13 protein-coding genes and 2 pseudogenes are annotated in these 14,993 nt (G+C 71.9%); 8 read left to right on the plus strand and 7 right to left on the minus strand.

Annotation, left to right across the window (positions count from 1 at the left end; translation table 11 throughout):
- Nucleotides 1-142 precede the first annotated feature (142 nt).
- Nucleotides 143-394 carry a chaplin gene (locus ACL06G_RS09485; protein WP_412786906.1) on the minus strand — a complete coding sequence of 84 codons (252 nt, stop codon included), beginning with the start codon at nucleotides 392-394 and terminating at the stop codon, nucleotides 143-145.
- A gap of 292 nt (nucleotides 395-686) precedes the next feature.
- On the opposite strand from ACL06G_RS09485, the gene ACL06G_RS09490 reads away from it, so the two are divergent.
- Together ACL06G_RS09490 and ACL06G_RS09495 are read left to right on the plus strand one after the other, a co-directional pair.
- Complete coding sequence (locus tag ACL06G_RS09490) at nucleotides 687-1,430, plus strand: alpha/beta hydrolase family protein (protein WP_412835722.1); 744 nt, start codon at nucleotides 687-689, stop codon at nucleotides 1,428-1,430.
- 54 nt (nucleotides 1,431-1,484) lie between these two features.
- Entirely contained in the window at nucleotides 1,485-2,414 is a 930-nt protein-coding gene (locus ACL06G_RS09495) for a ribokinase (RefSeq protein WP_412786908.1), read from the plus strand.
- 42 nt (nucleotides 2,415-2,456) lie between these two features.
- On the opposite strand, the gene ACL06G_RS09500 is transcribed toward ACL06G_RS09495, so the two are convergent.
- Nucleotides 2,457-3,752 (minus strand): M14 family zinc carboxypeptidase, encoded by a 1,296-nt coding sequence (locus ACL06G_RS09500; RefSeq protein ID WP_412786909.1) that lies wholly within the window; start codon nucleotides 3,750-3,752, stop codon nucleotides 2,457-2,459.
- Between the two features lie 372 nt (nucleotides 3,753-4,124).
- On the opposite strand from ACL06G_RS09500, the gene ACL06G_RS09505 reads away from it, so the two are divergent.
- The 3 genes and pseudogenes from ACL06G_RS09505 to ACL06G_RS21600 all read left to right on the plus strand — a co-directional run.
- Complete coding sequence (locus tag ACL06G_RS09505; RefSeq protein WP_412786928.1) at nucleotides 4,125-5,333, plus strand: HesA/MoeB/ThiF family protein; 1,209 nt, start codon at nucleotides 4,125-4,127, stop codon at nucleotides 5,331-5,333.
- Between the two features lie 111 nt (nucleotides 5,334-5,444).
- A pseudogene (locus ACL06G_RS21595) lies at nucleotides 5,445-5,674 on the plus strand (transposase); the annotation flags it as partial.
- Nucleotides 5,675-5,843: 169 nt separating this feature from the next.
- Nucleotides 5,844-6,126 (plus strand): annotated as a pseudogene (locus tag ACL06G_RS21600) (tyrosine-type recombinase/integrase); the annotation flags it as partial.
- Nucleotides 6,127-6,205: 79 nt separating this feature from the next.
- Here ACL06G_RS21600 and ACL06G_RS09515 read toward each other — a convergent pair.
- The 3 genes from ACL06G_RS09515 to ACL06G_RS09525 all read right to left on the minus strand — a co-directional run bounded on the left by ACL06G_RS09515 (nucleotide 6,206) and on the right by ACL06G_RS09525 (nucleotide 8,676).
- Nucleotides 6,206-6,646, minus strand: a complete 441-nt coding sequence (locus ACL06G_RS09515; RefSeq protein ID WP_412786911.1) for a hypothetical protein — start codon at nucleotides 6,644-6,646, stop codon at nucleotides 6,206-6,208.
- Between the two features lie 518 nt (nucleotides 6,647-7,164).
- Nucleotides 7,165-7,728 (minus strand): Uma2 family endonuclease, encoded by a 564-nt coding sequence (locus ACL06G_RS09520; RefSeq protein ID WP_412786912.1) that lies wholly within the window; start codon nucleotides 7,726-7,728, stop codon nucleotides 7,165-7,167.
- A gap of 549 nt (nucleotides 7,729-8,277) precedes the next feature.
- Nucleotides 8,278-8,676 (minus strand): ATP-binding protein, encoded by a 399-nt coding sequence (locus ACL06G_RS09525; RefSeq protein WP_412786913.1) that lies wholly within the window; start codon nucleotides 8,674-8,676, stop codon nucleotides 8,278-8,280.
- A gap of 270 nt (nucleotides 8,677-8,946) precedes the next feature.
- On the opposite strand from ACL06G_RS09525, the gene ACL06G_RS09530 reads away from it, so the two are divergent.
- The 3 genes from ACL06G_RS09530 to ACL06G_RS09540 all read left to right on the plus strand — a co-directional run bounded on the left by ACL06G_RS09530 (nucleotide 8,947) and on the right by ACL06G_RS09540 (nucleotide 13,527).
- The gene (locus ACL06G_RS09530; RefSeq protein ID WP_412786929.1) at nucleotides 8,947-9,723 is read left to right on the plus strand and encodes a helix-turn-helix domain-containing protein; all 777 of its coding nucleotides are present in this window, start codon (nucleotides 8,947-8,949) and stop codon (nucleotides 9,721-9,723) included.
- Nucleotides 9,720-9,941: a DUF397 domain-containing protein gene (locus ACL06G_RS09535; protein ID WP_412786914.1), complete on the plus strand. Its 222-nt coding sequence runs from the start codon at nucleotides 9,720-9,722 to the stop codon at nucleotides 9,939-9,941. The genes ACL06G_RS09530 and ACL06G_RS09535 overlap by 4 nt, the downstream gene beginning before the upstream one ends.
- A 208-nt stretch (nucleotides 9,942-10,149) precedes the next feature.
- Complete coding sequence (locus ACL06G_RS09540; protein ID WP_412835724.1) at nucleotides 10,150-13,527, plus strand: pyruvate carboxylase; 3,378 nt, start codon at nucleotides 10,150-10,152, stop codon at nucleotides 13,525-13,527.
- A 78-nt stretch (nucleotides 13,528-13,605) separates the two neighbouring features.
- Here ACL06G_RS09540 and ACL06G_RS09545 read toward each other — a convergent pair whose 3' ends face one another.
- Entirely contained in the window at nucleotides 13,606-14,274 is a 669-nt protein-coding gene (locus ACL06G_RS09545; RefSeq protein ID WP_412835725.1) for a 3-oxoacid CoA-transferase subunit B, read from the minus strand.
- Nucleotides 14,271-14,960 (minus strand): 3-oxoacid CoA-transferase subunit A, encoded by a 690-nt coding sequence (locus tag ACL06G_RS09550; RefSeq protein ID WP_412835726.1) that lies wholly within the window; start codon nucleotides 14,958-14,960, stop codon nucleotides 14,271-14,273. Before ACL06G_RS09550 ends, ACL06G_RS09545 begins: the two co-directional genes overlap by 4 nt.
- Between the last annotated feature and the right edge of the window lie 33 nt (nucleotides 14,961-14,993).

Consider the following 14,993-nt stretch of genomic DNA (forward strand, 5'->3'; position numbering starts at 1 on the left):
CGGGCGGCACCCCTTTCCGGGTGCCGCCCGATGTCGTGTCGCCTCCGCGCTGCCCGGCCGGTGCCCGGGGGCTGCGCACCGGAGGCGCGCGCGGCGGCACGGGGCCGGGGACGGCGCCGTGCGGCACCGTCCCCGGGGCGGGTCAGTAGCTGCCGCCGCCGTTGACGCAGGCGTTGCCGAACGCGGGGTTCAGCAGACCGATCACACTGACGGTGTTGCCGCAGGCGTTCACGGGGATGTGGACCGGGACCTGGACCACGTTGCCCGACAGCACACCCGGCGAGCCGATGGCCGCGCCCTGCGCACCGCTGTCCGCCGCGGCGCCTCCGGCGCCCGCGAGGATCATGGCGCCCGCGGCCGCAGCGAGGGAGGCGGACTTCGCCAGACGTGTCATGCTGCACAGTCCTTTCGCAGAAACGTGTACGGCCCCGGGTGCGGGACCGTGGCGGCCGGTTCTCCGGCCACCACGCATGGTTCGCGGCGTCGCGGCCGTCGGACGGCGCTACCGCCGGAGTGTCACCCGATCGAGTGATCACCTTTCACTCCCGGGGTCGACTCCTCGCACATCTCTGCGTTCCACCCTCGGCGGTACCGGCGCTGCGGGGCCACGGCGCCGTCGGCCGGGCCGTCCTGCGGCCGGAATACGAACGCCGCCTCGGGCGGCCGAGTGTTGGTACCGTCGCGGCATGACCGACCGGGTGGTGCACGAGGACAACGGAATCGTCTACGGCGCCGGCGGCGAACGGCTCGACGTCCACCGGCCGCAGGTCCCCGACTCCGCGCCCGTCGTCCTGCTGTGGCACGGTCGCGGTCCGCGCGAACGGGACGCCATGGCGCCCCTCGCCCGCGCTGCGGCGTCCCGGGGGATGATCGTCCTCGTACCGGACTGGAGCTCCGAGGCGGACGACGGCGGCTGGCAGCACCTCACCGAATCGATCGCCTTCACCCGGGACCGGGCAGCGGAATACGGCGGGGACACGGACCACGTGGTGCTGGCCGGGTGGTCGCTCGGCGCCCTCGCCGGAGCCGGACTCCTGCTGCGCCCCGAGCGGGCGGGCGGGTGGGTCCCCACCGCCTTCGTCGGCGTCGCGGGCCGGTACGTCCCGGACAAGCCGGAGATGGACCTGCCCTCCCCGGTGGCGGACGTGGAGTCGGGGCTGCGCTTCCCCGTCCCCGTGGAACTGCTCCACGGCACCGGCGATCCGACCGTCCCGGTGGAGGAGTCCCGCGCGTTCCGCGACACGCTCGCCCGCAACGGGCACGCCGTCACGCTGACGGAGACGGACTCGGACCACGCGGGCGTGGTGATGACCGAGTACAGCCCCGAGCACGGCAGGTGCCTCCCGGCGCAGGACCCGTCCGCGCTGTCGGCGGGGCACGTCACCGTGGAGGCGCTGGTCCGCGCCGCAGGACTGCCGCCCGCCCCGTGACGGCCGCGCGGGAGGGCCGGTTCGGGCGACGGGGCGGCGGAGGGAGGTGCGCGCATGGGTGAGGTCACCGTGCTCGGCAGCCTCAACCTCGATCTCGTCACGACCGTTCCCCGGCTGCCCGGCCGCGGTGAAACCGTCGCGGGCGGCACCCTGCAGCGCCTTCCCGGCGGCAAGGGCGCCAACCAGGCCGTCGCCTGTGCCCGCGCGGGCGCCGCGGTGCGCATGGTCGGGGCCTGCGGCACCGACGAGGGCGGCGACCTGCTGGTGCACGCCCTCACCCGGGCGGGCGTGGACGTCCGGAGCGTGCGCCGCTGCCCGGACGCCCCGACGGGCACCGCCGTCGTACTGGTCGAGGAGGGTGGCGAGAACCTGATCGCCGTCACCTCCGGCGCGAACGCCTCGCTCGGCGAGGAGGACGCCGCAGCCGCATGCGCACACCTCGGCCCGGACGACGTGCTGCTGGTGCAGTGCGAGGTACCGCTGCCCGTCGTGCGGCGGGTCGTCCGGTCGGCCGCTGCCCGCTCGGCGACCGTGGTGCTCAACGCTGCGCCGGTACCGGAGAACGGTGCCCTCCCGCTCGCCGAGGTCGATGTGCTGCTCGTCAACGAGCACGAGGCGCGCCTGCTCGCCGCGGCCGACCCGCACGGCGGCGGCAACGCGTCGGCCGAGGACCGCGTCCGCGACCTCGCTCGCCGCAACGACTGCCTGGTGGTGGCGACGCTCGGCGCGCGCGGCGCCCTGGCGTCCCGGGGCGGACCTCCTCGTGCCCACCCGGCTCCCCGGGTGCGGGCGACGGACACCGTGGGCGCGGGCGACGCCTTCGCCGGCTTCCTGGCGGCCGCCCTCGCGCACGGCAGCGACGAGGACACCGCCGTCGCCGATGCCGTCCTCGCCGCGTCCCTGACCGTCACCCGCCCCGGAGCGCAGGCGGCGGTGCCGCACCGCGCGGAACTGGACCGGCTGCGGAAGTCCGGCGACCGCTGACGGCGCCCGCTTCCCCGCAGCGGAGCACCGCGGTCACCGCGGTCACCGCGGAGGGAGCGCCCGCCGGAAGACCTCGACGACCGTCTGCCCCTGGTGGCGCACCTGATGCCCGACCGGCACCGGGCGGGCCCGGAACCTCCGCTCCAGCGCCCGGCTCTGCAGCGCGGCGAAGGCACCCGCCCGGTCCCGCAGGTGCCGGACGGCCGCCCCGCCGTCGGTGTCCACGAGGCGCCGGAGCATGACGGCCGCCCGGAGCGGAAGACGCCGCGCCAGCCCCTCGGACGACAGCAGGTGGCCCTCGGTCAGCATCGGCAGCACCTCGTACGGATCGTGGCCCGCCAGGTGCTCCCACTCGTGTGCCAGGCCGTCGCATCCCGCCAGTGCGGCCTGCACCGCCCGGTGCACCGGCCCGTCCGGCAGACCGCCATGGGTGTGTGCCTCGGCGAGGAGTCCGCGTACCGCTCTGCCGCCGTCCCGGAGCCGCGCGGCGCATTCCCGCAGGGCGGCGGACGGGGCGGGGTGCGCAGCGGCGTCCTCGACCAGGCGGCTGGCCCACGTCGGCACCTCGACGGCCGCGGTCAGGCCGCCGTAGCGGTGCGGTGCGCCCCAGGTGGAGCGGTCGACGTCCTCGACGAGCGCGGGGAACCGCTCACGCACCCGCGAGGGGGGCGCCAGGCACACGCCGGGTTCGGCGGAGGACCACAGCAGGGTGTCGAAGGCCCCGTGCTCGACGGGGATGTCGGCCATCGCGGCGGACTTGGCGAACGGTTCGCCCAGTCCGGGCAGGTCGCGGGTGAGCTGTACCCAGCTGCCGCCGATGTCGTGCCCGTGCAACGAGCACTGCAGGAACGGCCGCAGGTCCTCGATGAGTGCGAACAGGGCGCGCGACTCGGGGAGTGCGTCACCGGGTTTGCGTACGGCCGGCGCCCACTCGGGCTGTTCCGCGCCCGTGGGCCGGAAGAAGCCGAGGTGTTCCCCGAGGAAGGTCCCCGGAACGGACGGTGCGCTCTCGTTCCGGCGCGTGCCGTCCGGGTCGAGGCAGAGGAGGAAGTGCCAGGTCGCCTCCGCCTCGGTGTGGAGGGAGGGGTCGTCCACGACGCGCCGTGCGAGTGCCACGGCGGTCGCGCCGCCGACCGGTTCGTTCGCGTGCGGCCCTGCGACGACGAGGCAGTTGTGCCTCCCTCGGCCCACGGAGAGCAGGCGCAGCGGTTCGCCGGCGCGGGAGGCGCCGATGTCGCGCATGCGGCACAGTTCCGGGCGCTCGGCGGCCAGGGTCCGCGCGGCGTCGACGACTTCGTCGACCGTGGGGTGCCGGTCCCAGGCAGGCCTGCGGGGCACCGGGGCGGATGGGGGGACCGGCCCGTTCACGAGTGGTTCACCACCAGTCTTCCGGTCGAACAGTGGGGGGAGTCCCGGGCGATGCCGGAAGACCGGCCGGAACCCACGGTCGCGGCTCGGCGGTACCGCGGCCGTGGGACGGAACGTCAGCTGCCCTGCTGGTTGCTGTCCCCCGTCGTCTCCTTCTTGTCCAGCGGGCGCAGTTCGATTCTCTTCGCCATGATTCCCCCCTTCCGGCACGTCGGTGACCCGGATGCGCGCGTCGCCGCAGCTCGGGCGGCGACGTCTTGTCAAGAGTCTTCCGGGGTGTGCAGGGTGTCAAGGTTGCTTCACGTCGCGGAGGGGGCGCCGGTGAGAGTGACGACAGGGGCGATGCGACGGCCACGGGTGAAGCCGGAGCACCGGGCGTACCGCACGTCGGAAGGGAACGTGCGGATCGGCAGCGTCGTGCACGGCATCGGTGCGGAGGTGGCGGACCCCGGAGGCTGGATCTGGACGCTCGTGGAGGCGATGGACGGCTCCCGCACACCGCGAGGCGTCCGCGACGAGGTGGCCGCGGCGCACCCGTGCGTCTCCGCCGAGGACGTCGTGCAGGCGATGGAGGACCTGCTCGCCGCGGGATTCGTCGAGGACGCGGGCGCAGCGCCGCCGAGGGACCTCACCCGGCGGGAGCGCGAGCGGTACGGCCGCGGCGCCACCCTGGCGCGCTGGATGGACCTCACTCCGCGGACGGGCCCCTGGGACGTCCAGGGCACGCTGCGCGAAGCCCGGGTGCTCCTGGTGGGAGTGGGCGGGACGGGCGGGTACGCGGCCGAGGCGCTCGTGTCGTCGGGGGTCGGGCACCTGCACTGCGTCGACCCGGACGTGGTGGAGCTGTCGAACCTGAACCGGCAACCGCTGTACCGGGAGAAGGACATCGGTGCACCGAAGGTCGACGCGGCGCTCGCGACGCTCCGCGCGCTCAACTCCGATGTGGTCGTCACCGGGGAGCAGCGCGAGGTCGCGGACGCCGACGGTCTCGCCGCGCTGCTGGACGCCCCGTCCGGGTCGGGCCGGGTACGCGGAGGGGAGAGCGGTGACGGCCGGGACCGGGGTGACCGCGGCTACGACCTGCTGGTGGTGGCCGCCGACCGGCCGCCGGAGATCCGCAGGTGGGCCAACCGGACGTGTCTGGCCTCGGGTACGCCCTGGGTGGATGCCGGCTACCGCGGCCCGCTGGTGACGGTGGGAGTGCACGCACCGGGACGGGGCGCCTGCTGGGAGTGCCTGCGGGCGGGAGAGGTCGAGCGGCGGGACCTCCGGCTCCCCTGCGGGAGCGACGAGGAACTCGCCTCCCCGCGGATGCCGTGGAACCCCGCCAGCGCGGTGACGGCCGGACTGTCCGGCCTCCTGCTGGCCCACGCGAGCCTCACGCTGCTGACCGGGGTTCCGCCCGTGCGGCCCGGGTTCCGCTTCGGCCTGAACCTCATGACGCCCGGTGAGCCGGTGCTGCACCGGTTCGCCGCACGCCCCGACTGCCCTGCCTGCGGCACGCCGACGGGCGGGCGGCGGGGTGGCCGCGCCCGGGGCGGGGCCCCTTGAACGGGGCCGAAGAACTGCCGGACGAGCCTTCCGGGCTCTGACACGGCGGTTGCAGTTCGGGGGTTTGCCCAGTTCAAGACGGGTACGGAGGGGTGGTTCGGGGCATGGGATGTGTTCGGGGCCGCGATGGACGCGATCTCAGGCTGCTTCGCGCGGTGGGAAGCCGTGAGGCGGCCCGGCAGTTGACCGCCGGTCTGCTGCTGGAGCGGGAGACCCGCAACTGCTGGACCCTCGCCGAGGCGCTCGGGCATCCGGATCCGCACCGGCTGCAGCACCTGCTCTCCCGCGCCCGCTTCGACTACGACCACGCCCGCAAGGAGATCGCCAGGCTGACGATCGACCGCGAATCGAGACGGCTCCAGAACGTCGTCCACATCTGGCCACCTTGTCAGCAACTCCTCACGGAACCGCAATCCGTCAGGGCTCACGACAAGGTCGGGTGGCACCCTCAGCAAGGTTGTCGAAGACTTCCTCAGGGTTCCCGGAAGAGCGCTTCCAGAAGCCGAAGTCGCTTTCACAACGCTCCTCCGCAAGGCCGGCCCCCGCCGCATCCGATTTCACGACTTCCGCCACTCGACCGCCACTCTGCTCCGGGCGTCGAACTCGTCGTTATCAAGGAACTCCTCGGCCACGCCCACATCCTCGTCACCGCCACCGTCTACGCCCACGTCCGGCTCCGCCTCCAGCACGACGCCATCGACACACTCAGCACCGCGCTCGGCAGCCCGGGGTACCCCAAGGCGGCACGCTCCGACGGCAACGACCGCCGCCTTGCGCAGCCCCCGTCCGTTGACGTTGCCGTCAACTACTGCCGTCAAGAGCCCCAGAGTCCCCGCCGAATTCAAGAATTCCCGGCGGGGCCTCTGGCTCGTTCAAACTGACAGCTCCTGCTGCGCCTCGGCATACGAATTAGCCGGGACAAGCTCGGACATCTCCCTGAAGAAGATCATTCCAGCCGCTTTGACAGCCCCCAGGAAATCTGCGAATGAAGCATTCACCGTCTTCGTTTCTTCGCCAATCTTGGCGGTCACCAAGACGCGAGACCCTGCGGCCCGAAAAGAGAGCTTGATCGGCTGATCCGGGAAATATGTCTCCGCGTAACCCGACGACTGCATTTTCGTCACCATCTCGGCGATATAACACCAGAGCTGGTCAACGTAGTCCCACTCTTCAGTGCCGATGATCTCCAATCCATCAACGGACAACCGAATGGCACCTTCAATGTAGTCAAGGTCGGGCGGCGGGGTACGGCAGGCTTCCACCTGCACGAACCCCCCGTCCGCGCCCTTCAGGAACGTCTCAATTTCAACCACGTCTCAGGCCCTTCGATGATGGTCATTCCGGATAGAACTGGCCCACTCAACCTCTCTTCATGCCGAGTACGTAATTGACGCCGTTGACGTTCCCGCGAATCTGATACATGTCTTGACTGCCTCGCTGAACCAGTGTATCGCGGTTCCGCCGCATGACTTGACCGATAGCACCTTGGACATCATCAACACTCATACTCGAATCGCAGAAGGACTGCGTTTTCTTTACCGAGCCATCCCAATACTTCGGGTGATAACGAGTGAGGATGTGCTCCATTCCCTTCTTATCGAGCAAGAGGGACTAATTCCCGAACTGGAACCGCTGACTGCTCCAGTCCCGGAGAGCGGGAAGGCATCCTCCACTGTTATGAACCAGAACCGGCGTCTGCCCAGCGAGTACACAGTACGTGTGCTGGTCGCGGGCTTATCACCTGCGTTTTGCAGGTCAGCGCCAATCCGTGTGTCCGTGGAAGTCCGCTGGTGTATGCCGTTTGGCGGGTCTGGTTGCCGTCAGACGGCATCTACTGCCGGGAGAGACCCGCCGGGTCGATTGCAACGGGAAACGGGGCGTCCAGGTGGGTGGTCACGCCCGCGAGGGCGGTCGTCCGTTCCACGTACCGCCCGCCTTCCAGTTCGTAGACGGCGAGCATCGGGGCCGGGTCGAACTCGAGTCGCCAGAAGTGCGGGATGGCGGCCTCCGCATACAGCATGGGCTTGACCTTGCGGTCCATGGTGCGGTTGCCCGGGGAGACGAGTTCGACGGCGAGCTGGACGGCATCGAGGTCGACGGTGACAGGGTCCTCGGCGGTCGCGCCGGCGTCGGCCACGACCAGGTCAGGGACGACCAATCCGGACGGCAGGACGACGTTGACGCCCTCCAGGATCTCCACCGGGGCACCGACGGCCCGCGCGGCCGCGTCCAACGCGACGTGGAGGCGGAATGAGGCTCGCTGGTGGCGGACGCCGGGCGCGGGCGACATTACGAGGGACTCCCCCAGCAGCTCGTAGCGCATGGTGCGGTCTTCGGGCAGTGCCAGGACGTCGGCGACTGTCCAGGGCCCGATGTGATCGATGGCAACGCTCATCCCTCTCACCTCCTCATCCCGACCGGCAAGTCTCAGTGTGACCTCGACGGGCGGTACGTGGCCAGCATACTGGCGCTCTCGCCTGCTGAGACCGGGTTCCGCTGCCATGAGCGACCATCCGAACACACGTACTTCCCGGTCGTCCGCCGAGGCAGCCGTCCCATCCGACGAGGCAACCGTCGGCGTGTGGCTCGCCTGCGGCTGGCCCGGGCTGCCGGGGCGCTGACGCGTCGCGCGTTCTGGTGGCTTCCAGGCCGTTCCGGGGTGCTGGTCTGCACGGCCAGGGGGCCGGGTTCGGGTCAGCGGGGTGGTGCCATAGCGGCCGGGCCCGCGACCCGGCCGCGCGCGGGTCCGCGTCATTGTTGTGGCAGGCTTCTCACCCTCGGCGGGCTGCCGTGACGCCGAATCCTCGGCGAGCTCACTGCCCCTGAAACAACGGCCTCGGTGGGACGCTCATGACGCAGGGATGCGCAAGCCGCCCCGAGGCCGCCTGCCCGACGACGGCGACATCAAGGCGAGCCACCTGCGGACACCGGCCCTCCTTCTCGTTCACCCCGTCGCGTCGAGGTCCACTTCCGCCCATACCGTCTTGCAGGGCACGGGGCCGATCTCGGCGCCCCAACGGTCGGCGAGCGCCCGCACGATGACCAGCCCGCGGCCGGTCTCCGCCAGGTCGTCGGCAGGCTGCCGAGGCCCGGGCGGCAGCCGGTCGCACCGGGTGTCGGTCACCTCGATGCGCAGCCGGTGGCCGTCGGCAAGAACGAGCCGGAGCCGGAAGTCGCGGCCGGGGACGCGGCCGTGCTGCACGGCGTTCACGGCCAGTTCGGCGACCACGTGTGCGGCGGCGCTCGACCCGGCGGAGTCGTACGGCAGGCCCCACTCGGCGAGTTGCTGCACGGCGAGTCGGCGGGCGAGCCGCGCGCCGCGCCGGGTGGCGGAGAGCTGCACGGAGAACTGACACCCCGTTGCGGGGGAATTTCCACGAATCACCCCACACAGCCTGCGCGGACCTTCCTAGCCTGAACAGCACTTCCGCCCGTACGCGGGGTCACCGTACGACCGCGGTGCGTTCCTGTCCGGGTTGCACAGCGCGACGCGCCGGGGATGCGGGAGTCGGGCACGGTCGGGACCTGGAGGTGGGCGGTGGAGCAGGGCACGGAGCACGAGGTGGGCGAGGCGGCACTGTGGGAGGAGGACGACTCGGCGTCCGTGGTCCGCATGGTCGGCCGGCTGGTCAAACTGTGGCGCGAACGCGCCGGGATGACGCAGGCGGAGCTCGGTGCGGCGATCGGCTACAGCCTGGAACAGGTCTCCTCCGTGGAGCGCGGGCGGCGGGTGCCGAAGCCGGATTTCCTCGGCCGGGCCGACGAGGCGCTGCGGGCGGACGGCCTGCTTTCCGCGCTGCGCAAGGACGTCGCCGAGGCGCGGTATCCGAAGAAGGTGCGTGACCTGGCGAAGCTGGAGACCGGCGCGGTGGAGCTCAACCTCTACGCCAACCACAACATGCACGGGCTGCTGCAGACGGAGGAGTACGCGCGGGCGCTGTACGGCATGCGGTGGCCGGCCTTCTCCGAGGAGGAGGTCGACCGCTATGTCGCCGCCCGCATGGCGCGGCAGGAGATCCTCCGTCAGGCGAGGCCGCCCATGTTCACCTTCGTGCTGGAGGAGGTGACGCTGCGGCGTCCGGTCGGTGGCCGCGGCTGCCTGAGCCGCCAGGTGGAACGCGTGCTGGAGGTCGGGCGCCTGCGGCACGTGACGCTCCAGGTGATGCCGACGGACCGCGGCGACCACGCGGGGCTGGGCGGCCCGATGGAGCTGATCAAGCTCGGCGGTGGCGGATCGGTGGGCCACACCGAAGCGCAGCTCACGAATCGGATCATCACCCGGCCGAAAGAAGTCCAGATTCTGGAGATGCGGTATGGGATCATCCGATCGCAGGCGCTCACACCGCGTGAATCGCTGGCCTTCATCGAGAAAGTGCGGGGAGAGACATGACGCTCAGGACCACCACCGCCGACAGCTCGGCTTTGCACTGGACGAAGAGCAGCCGCAGCAGCAACGACGGCCCGGAGTGCGTCGAGGTCGCGGCCGCCGCCGACACCGTGTTCGTACGGGACTCCAAGGACACCGACCGTCCGGGCCTCGCCGTCTCCCGTTCCGGCTGGGCGGCCTTCACCGCCTACGCGGCCGGCGCCGGCGACACGCGGGCCTGACGGCCGGGCTCCGCCGCGCCCGGAGCCACTCGCCGGAACGGCCCAGTCGCCACCGGAGCGCCGCGGCACGGGAGAAGCAGGTACCCGCCCGGGCGGCCGGGCATCCTCGCCCGGCACCGTGACAAATGGCACTGAGTGCCACCCGTGTCACGGGGGCTGTCACCCTCTACGATCACCGCATCCGGTCCGGAAGAGAGCAGGGAGCCGTATGTTGCGCAAGGTGCTCGTGGCCAACCGGGGCGAGATCGCCATCAGGGCGTTCCGCGCCGCCTACGAACTCGGCGTCTCCACCGTCGCCGTCTACCCCTACGAGGACCGCAACTCGCTGCACCGGGCCAAGGCCGACGAGGCGTACCAGATCGGCGAAGCCGGACACCCGGTGCGCGCCTACCTGTCCGTCGAGGACGTGATCGGTGCGGCCCGGAAGGCCGGCGCCGACGCGATCTACCCCGGCTACGGCTTCCAGTCGGAGAACCCCGGCCTCGCGCGGGCCTGCGAGGAGAGCGGCATCGCGTTCGTCGGGCCGCCCTCCCGCGTGCTGGAGCTGACGGGGAACAAGGCACGGGCGGTGGCCGCGGCACGGGAGGCCGGGGTGAGCGTGCTGCGCTCCTCCGAACCGTCCGACGACGTCGACACCCTGACGGCTGGGGCGGACGACATCGGCTTCCCGGTGTTCGTCAAGGCCGTCGCGGGCGGCGGCGGGCGCGGCATGCGGCGCGTCGAGGAGCCGGACAAGCTGCGCGAGGCCATCGAGGCGGCCATGCGCGAGGCCGAGTCGGCGTTCGGCGACGCGACCGTCTTCCTCGAGGAAGCCGTGGTCAACCCGCGGCACATCGAGGTACAGATCCTCGCCGACGCCGAGGGCAACGTCGTCCACCTCTACGAACGCGACTGCTCGGTGCAGCGCCGCCACCAGAAGGTGATCGAGATCGCGCCCGCGCAGAACCTCGACCCCGAGGTGCGGCAGCGGATCTGCGACGACGCCGTGGCCTTCGCCCGCCACATCGGCTACGTCAACGCGGGCACCGTGGAGTTCCTGCTCGACGAGCGGGGCCGCCACGTGTTCATCGAGATGAACCCGCGCATCCAGGTCGAGCACACCGTCACCGAGCAGGTCACCGGACGCGATCTGGTGATCTCCCAGCTCCGTGTCGCCGCCGGCGCCACCCTGCCCGAACTGGGCTTCGTGCAGGAGGACATCCGGACCTCCGGTGCGGCGCTCCAGTGCCGCATCACCACGGAGGACCCCTCCAACGGCTTCCGCCCCGACACCGGCCACATCAGCGCCTACCGCTCACCGGGCGGTCCCGGCGTGCGGCTGGACGGCGGCACCACCCACACGGGTGCGGAGACCAGCGCGCACTTCGACTCCATGCTGGTGAAACTCACCTGCAACGGGCAGGACTTCACGACCGCGGTACGGCGCGCGCGGCGTGCCATCGCCGAGTTCCGCATCCGCGGTGTGGCGACGAACCTGCCCTTCCTCGCCTCGGTGCTGGACCACCCCGACTTCGAGGCGGGCCGCATCAGCACCTCCTTCATCGACGAGCACCCGGAGCTGCTGCACGCCCGCAAGCCCGCCGACCGCGGCACCCGCATGCTGCACTACCTGGCCGACGTCACGGTGAACCGCCCGCACGGCCCGCGGCCGGAGGTCGCCGACCCCGCCCTGAAACTGCCGGCCGCCGACCTGAACGCCCCGGCACCGGACGGCTCGCGGCAGCTGCTGCGCGAACTCGGCCCGGAGCGTTTCGCCGAGCGGCTGCGGCAGCAGGAGGCCGTGGCCGTCACCGACACCACCTTCCGCGACGCCCACCAGTCGCTGCTGGCCACCCGGGTGCGCACCCGGGACCTGCTGGCCGTCGCCCCCCACGTGGCGCGCACCGTCCCGCAGTTGCTGAGCCTGGAGTGCTGGGGCGGGGCCACCTACGACGTGGCGCTGCGGTTCCTGGCCGAGGACCCGTGGGAGCGGCTGGCCGCGCTGCGCGAGGCGGCCCCCAACATCTGCACCCAGATGCTGCTGCGCGGCCGGAACACCGTCGGCTACACGCCGTACCCGACGGAGGTCACCCACTCCTTCGTCGCGGAGGCCGCGGAGACCGGGATGGACGTCTTCCGCATCTTCGACGCCCTCAACGACGTGTCGCAGATGCGCCCCGCCATCGAGGCCGTCCGGGAGACGGGCACCTCGCTCGCCGAGGTCGCGCTCTGCTACACCGGCGACCTGTCCGACCCGGCCGAGCAGCTCTACACGCTGGACTACTACCTGCGGCTCGCCGAGGAGATCGTCGAGGCCGGGGCGCACGTGCTGGCCATCAAGGACATGGCGGGCCTGCTGCGTCCGCCGGCCGCGCGGAAGCTGGTGACGGCGCTCCGCGAACGGTTCGACCTGCCGGTGCACCTGCACACCCACGACACCGCGGGCGGCCAGCTCGCGACGCTGATCACCGCCATCGACGCGGGCGTGGACGCGGTGGACGCGGCCGTCGCGAGCATGGCGGGCACGACCAGCCAGCCCTCGCTGTCCGCGCTGGTGGCCGCGACCGACCACACCGACCGGGCGACCGGCCTGGACCTGGGCGCGGTCGGCGACCTGGAGCCGTACTGGGAGGCCGTCCGCAAGATCTACGCGCCCTTCGAGGCGGCGCTCCCCTCCCCCACCGGCCGGGTGTACCGGCACGAGATCCCCGGCGGTCAGTTGTCGAACCTCCGTCAGCAGGCGATCGCGCTGGGGCTGGGCGACCGGTTCGAACTGATCGAGGACTGCTACGCGGCGGCCGACCGGATGCTGGGAAGGCTGGTGAAGGTCACGCCGTCGTCCAAGGTGGTCGGCGATCTCGCGCTGCACCTGGTCGGCGCGGGCGTCGAGCCGGCGGACTTCGAGGCCGAGCCGGGCCGGTTCGACGTGCCGGACTCCGTGATCGGCTTCCTGCGCGGCGAGTTGGGCGACCCGCCCGGCGGCTGGCCGGAGCCGTTCCGCACCCGCGCCCTGCAGGGCCGCAAGCCCGGAGCGGAGTCGGTGCCGCTGTCGGAGGAGGACCGGGACGGGCTGCGCAAGGACCGGCGCGGCACCCTGAACCGGCTGCTCTTCCCGGGGCCCGACAAGGAGTTCCGCACCCACCGCGACGCCTACGGCGACACCTCCGTGCTGAGCAGCAAGGACTTCTTCTTCGGCCTGGAGCCGGATCTGGAGCACACGGCCGAGCTGGAGCCGGGCGTCACCCTGCTCATCGAGCTGGAGGCCATCTCCGACGCCGACGAGACCGGTCACCGCACGGTGCTCACCACGCTCAACGGGCAGCTGCGGCCGGTGTCGGTCCGCGACCGGTCGGTCGCGACGGACGTGAAGGTCGCGGAGAAGGCCGACCCGGACAACCACCGCCACGTCGCGGCGCCGTTCGCCGGCGCGGTCACCCTCCAGGTCGGCCAGGGCGACGAGGTGGCGGAGGGCGACACGGTCGCCACCATCGAGGCGATGAAGATGGAGGCCTCCATCACGGCCCAGCGGTCCGGCACCGTCTCCCGGCTCGCGATCGGGCAGGTGCAGCAGGTCGAGGGCGGCGACCTGCTGCTCGAACTGGACTGAGCGGCACTCCCGCCGCAGGGCGGCCCCGGCACACCGCCGCGGGCCGCCCGCTGCCGTCGGTACGGCCGAAGGAGGATGTCAAGCGCTGCGCAGCTCCACCTCCAGGCGGGCTGCGAGCGCGTCCACGCCGATGCCGTACGTCTCACGCACCGCCACTCCGCCTCCGGTGATCTCGAAGACCGCCAGATCGGTGTAGATCCGGGAGACGCAACCGACACCGGTGAGGGGGTAGGTGCACGTCCGGACCAGTTTCGCCGTGCCGTCCCCGGCGAACAGCGACATCATCACGTAGACGTCCTTCGCGCCGGTCGCGAGGTCCATCGCCCCGCCGACCGCCGGAATCGCGTCGGGCGCGCCGGTGTGCCAGTTCGCGAGGTCACCGCCGGCCGACACCTGGTAGGCCCCCAGGACGCAGACGTCGAGGTGCCCGCCGCGCATCATCGCGAACGAGTCGGCGTGGTGGAAGTACGAGGCGCCGGGCAGCTCGGTGACGGGTGCCTTCCCGGCGTTGATCAGGTCGGGGTCGATGTCGTCGCCGTGCGCGGGCGGGCCCATGCCCAGCATGCCGTTCTCGGTGTGCAGCACGACCTGCTGCTCCGGCACGAGATGGTCCGCGACCTTCGTCGGCCGGCCGATGCCGAGGTTCACGAACGCGCCGCGCGGGATGTCGCGGGCGACCAGCCGTGCGATCCCGTCGCGGTCGAGCGGGCCGCGATCGGTGTGCTCGCGGACGGTGTTCTCCTTCATGCGGCCCCTTCCTCACCGGCCGGGTACGGTCCGGCCCTCACCACCCGGTCCACGTAGATTCCTGGGGTGACGACGGCCTCGGGGTCCAGTGCGCCCAGCGGCACGACCTCGGTCACCTCGGCCACCGTCAGGGTCGCGGCCGCGGCCATGACCGGGCCGAAGTTGCGTGCGGTCCTGCGGTACACCAGGTTGCCCATCGGGTCGGCCGCCCGCGCGCGCACGAGGGCGACGTCCCCGCGGATCGGCAGCTCGAGGACGTGGTCGCGGCCATCGATGCTGCGGGTCTCCTTGCCCTCGGCGAGCGGGGTGCCGAACCCGGTCGGGGTGTAGAAGCCGCCGATGCCGGCGCCCGCCGCGCGGATCCGTTCGGCGAGGCTGCCCTGGGGCACGACCTCGAGTTCGACCTTCCCCGCGCGGTAGAGGGCGTCGAAGACGTCGGAGTCCTTCTGCCGGGGGAAGGAGCAGATCACCTTGCGGACCTGTCCTGCGGCGAGCAGCGCGGCCAGTCCTGTCGTGCCGTTGCCGGCGTTGTTGTTGACGACGGTCAGGTCGCCCGCCCCGGATTCGCGGAGGGCGTCGATGAGCGCGAAGGGGAGTCCGGCCCGGCCGAACCCGCCGATCAGCACGGTGGAGCCGTCCCGGACCCCGCGCACGGCGGTGGCGGCGTCGTCGCAGATCTCCCTCATCGTGCGGCCCCCTGGGGCGCGGCGCACACGTCG

It is taken from the genome of Streptomyces callyspongiae (assembly GCF_047200695.1).
GTDB lineage: Bacteria > Actinomycetota > Actinomycetes > Streptomycetales > Streptomycetaceae > Streptomyces.

Bases quoted from the DNA above. Each gene is read 5' to 3' on its own strand.
- ACL06G_RS09530 (WP_412786929.1), top strand. From the start codon at position 8,947: ATGGTCGGCCGGCTGGTCAAACTGTGGCGCGAACGCGCCGGGATGACG.
- ACL06G_RS09505 (WP_412786928.1), top strand. From the start codon at position 4,125: ATGCGACGGCCACGGGTGAAGCCGGAGCACCGGGCGTACCGCACGTCG.
- ACL06G_RS09485 (WP_412786906.1), bottom strand. From the start codon at position 394: ATGACACGTCTGGCGAAGTCCGCCTCCCTCGCTGCGGCCGCGGGCGCC.
- ACL06G_RS09550 (WP_412835726.1), bottom strand. From the start codon at position 14,960: ATGAGGGAGATCTGCGACGACGCCGCCACCGCCGTGCGCGGGGTCCGG.
- ACL06G_RS09540 (WP_412835724.1), top strand. From the start codon at position 10,150: ATGTTGCGCAAGGTGCTCGTGGCCAACCGGGGCGAGATCGCCATCAGG.
- ACL06G_RS09490 (WP_412835722.1), top strand. From the start codon at position 687: ATGACCGACCGGGTGGTGCACGAGGACAACGGAATCGTCTACGGCGCC.
- ACL06G_RS09520 (WP_412786912.1), bottom strand. From the start codon at position 7,728: ATGAGCGTTGCCATCGATCACATCGGGCCCTGGACAGTCGCCGACGTC.
- ACL06G_RS09545 (WP_412835725.1), bottom strand. From the start codon at position 14,274: ATGAAGGAGAACACCGTCCGCGAGCACACCGATCGCGGCCCGCTCGAC.
- ACL06G_RS09535 (WP_412786914.1), top strand. From the start codon at position 9,720: ATGACGCTCAGGACCACCACCGCCGACAGCTCGGCTTTGCACTGGACG.
- ACL06G_RS09495 (WP_412786908.1), top strand. From the start codon at position 1,485: ATGGGTGAGGTCACCGTGCTCGGCAGCCTCAACCTCGATCTCGTCACG.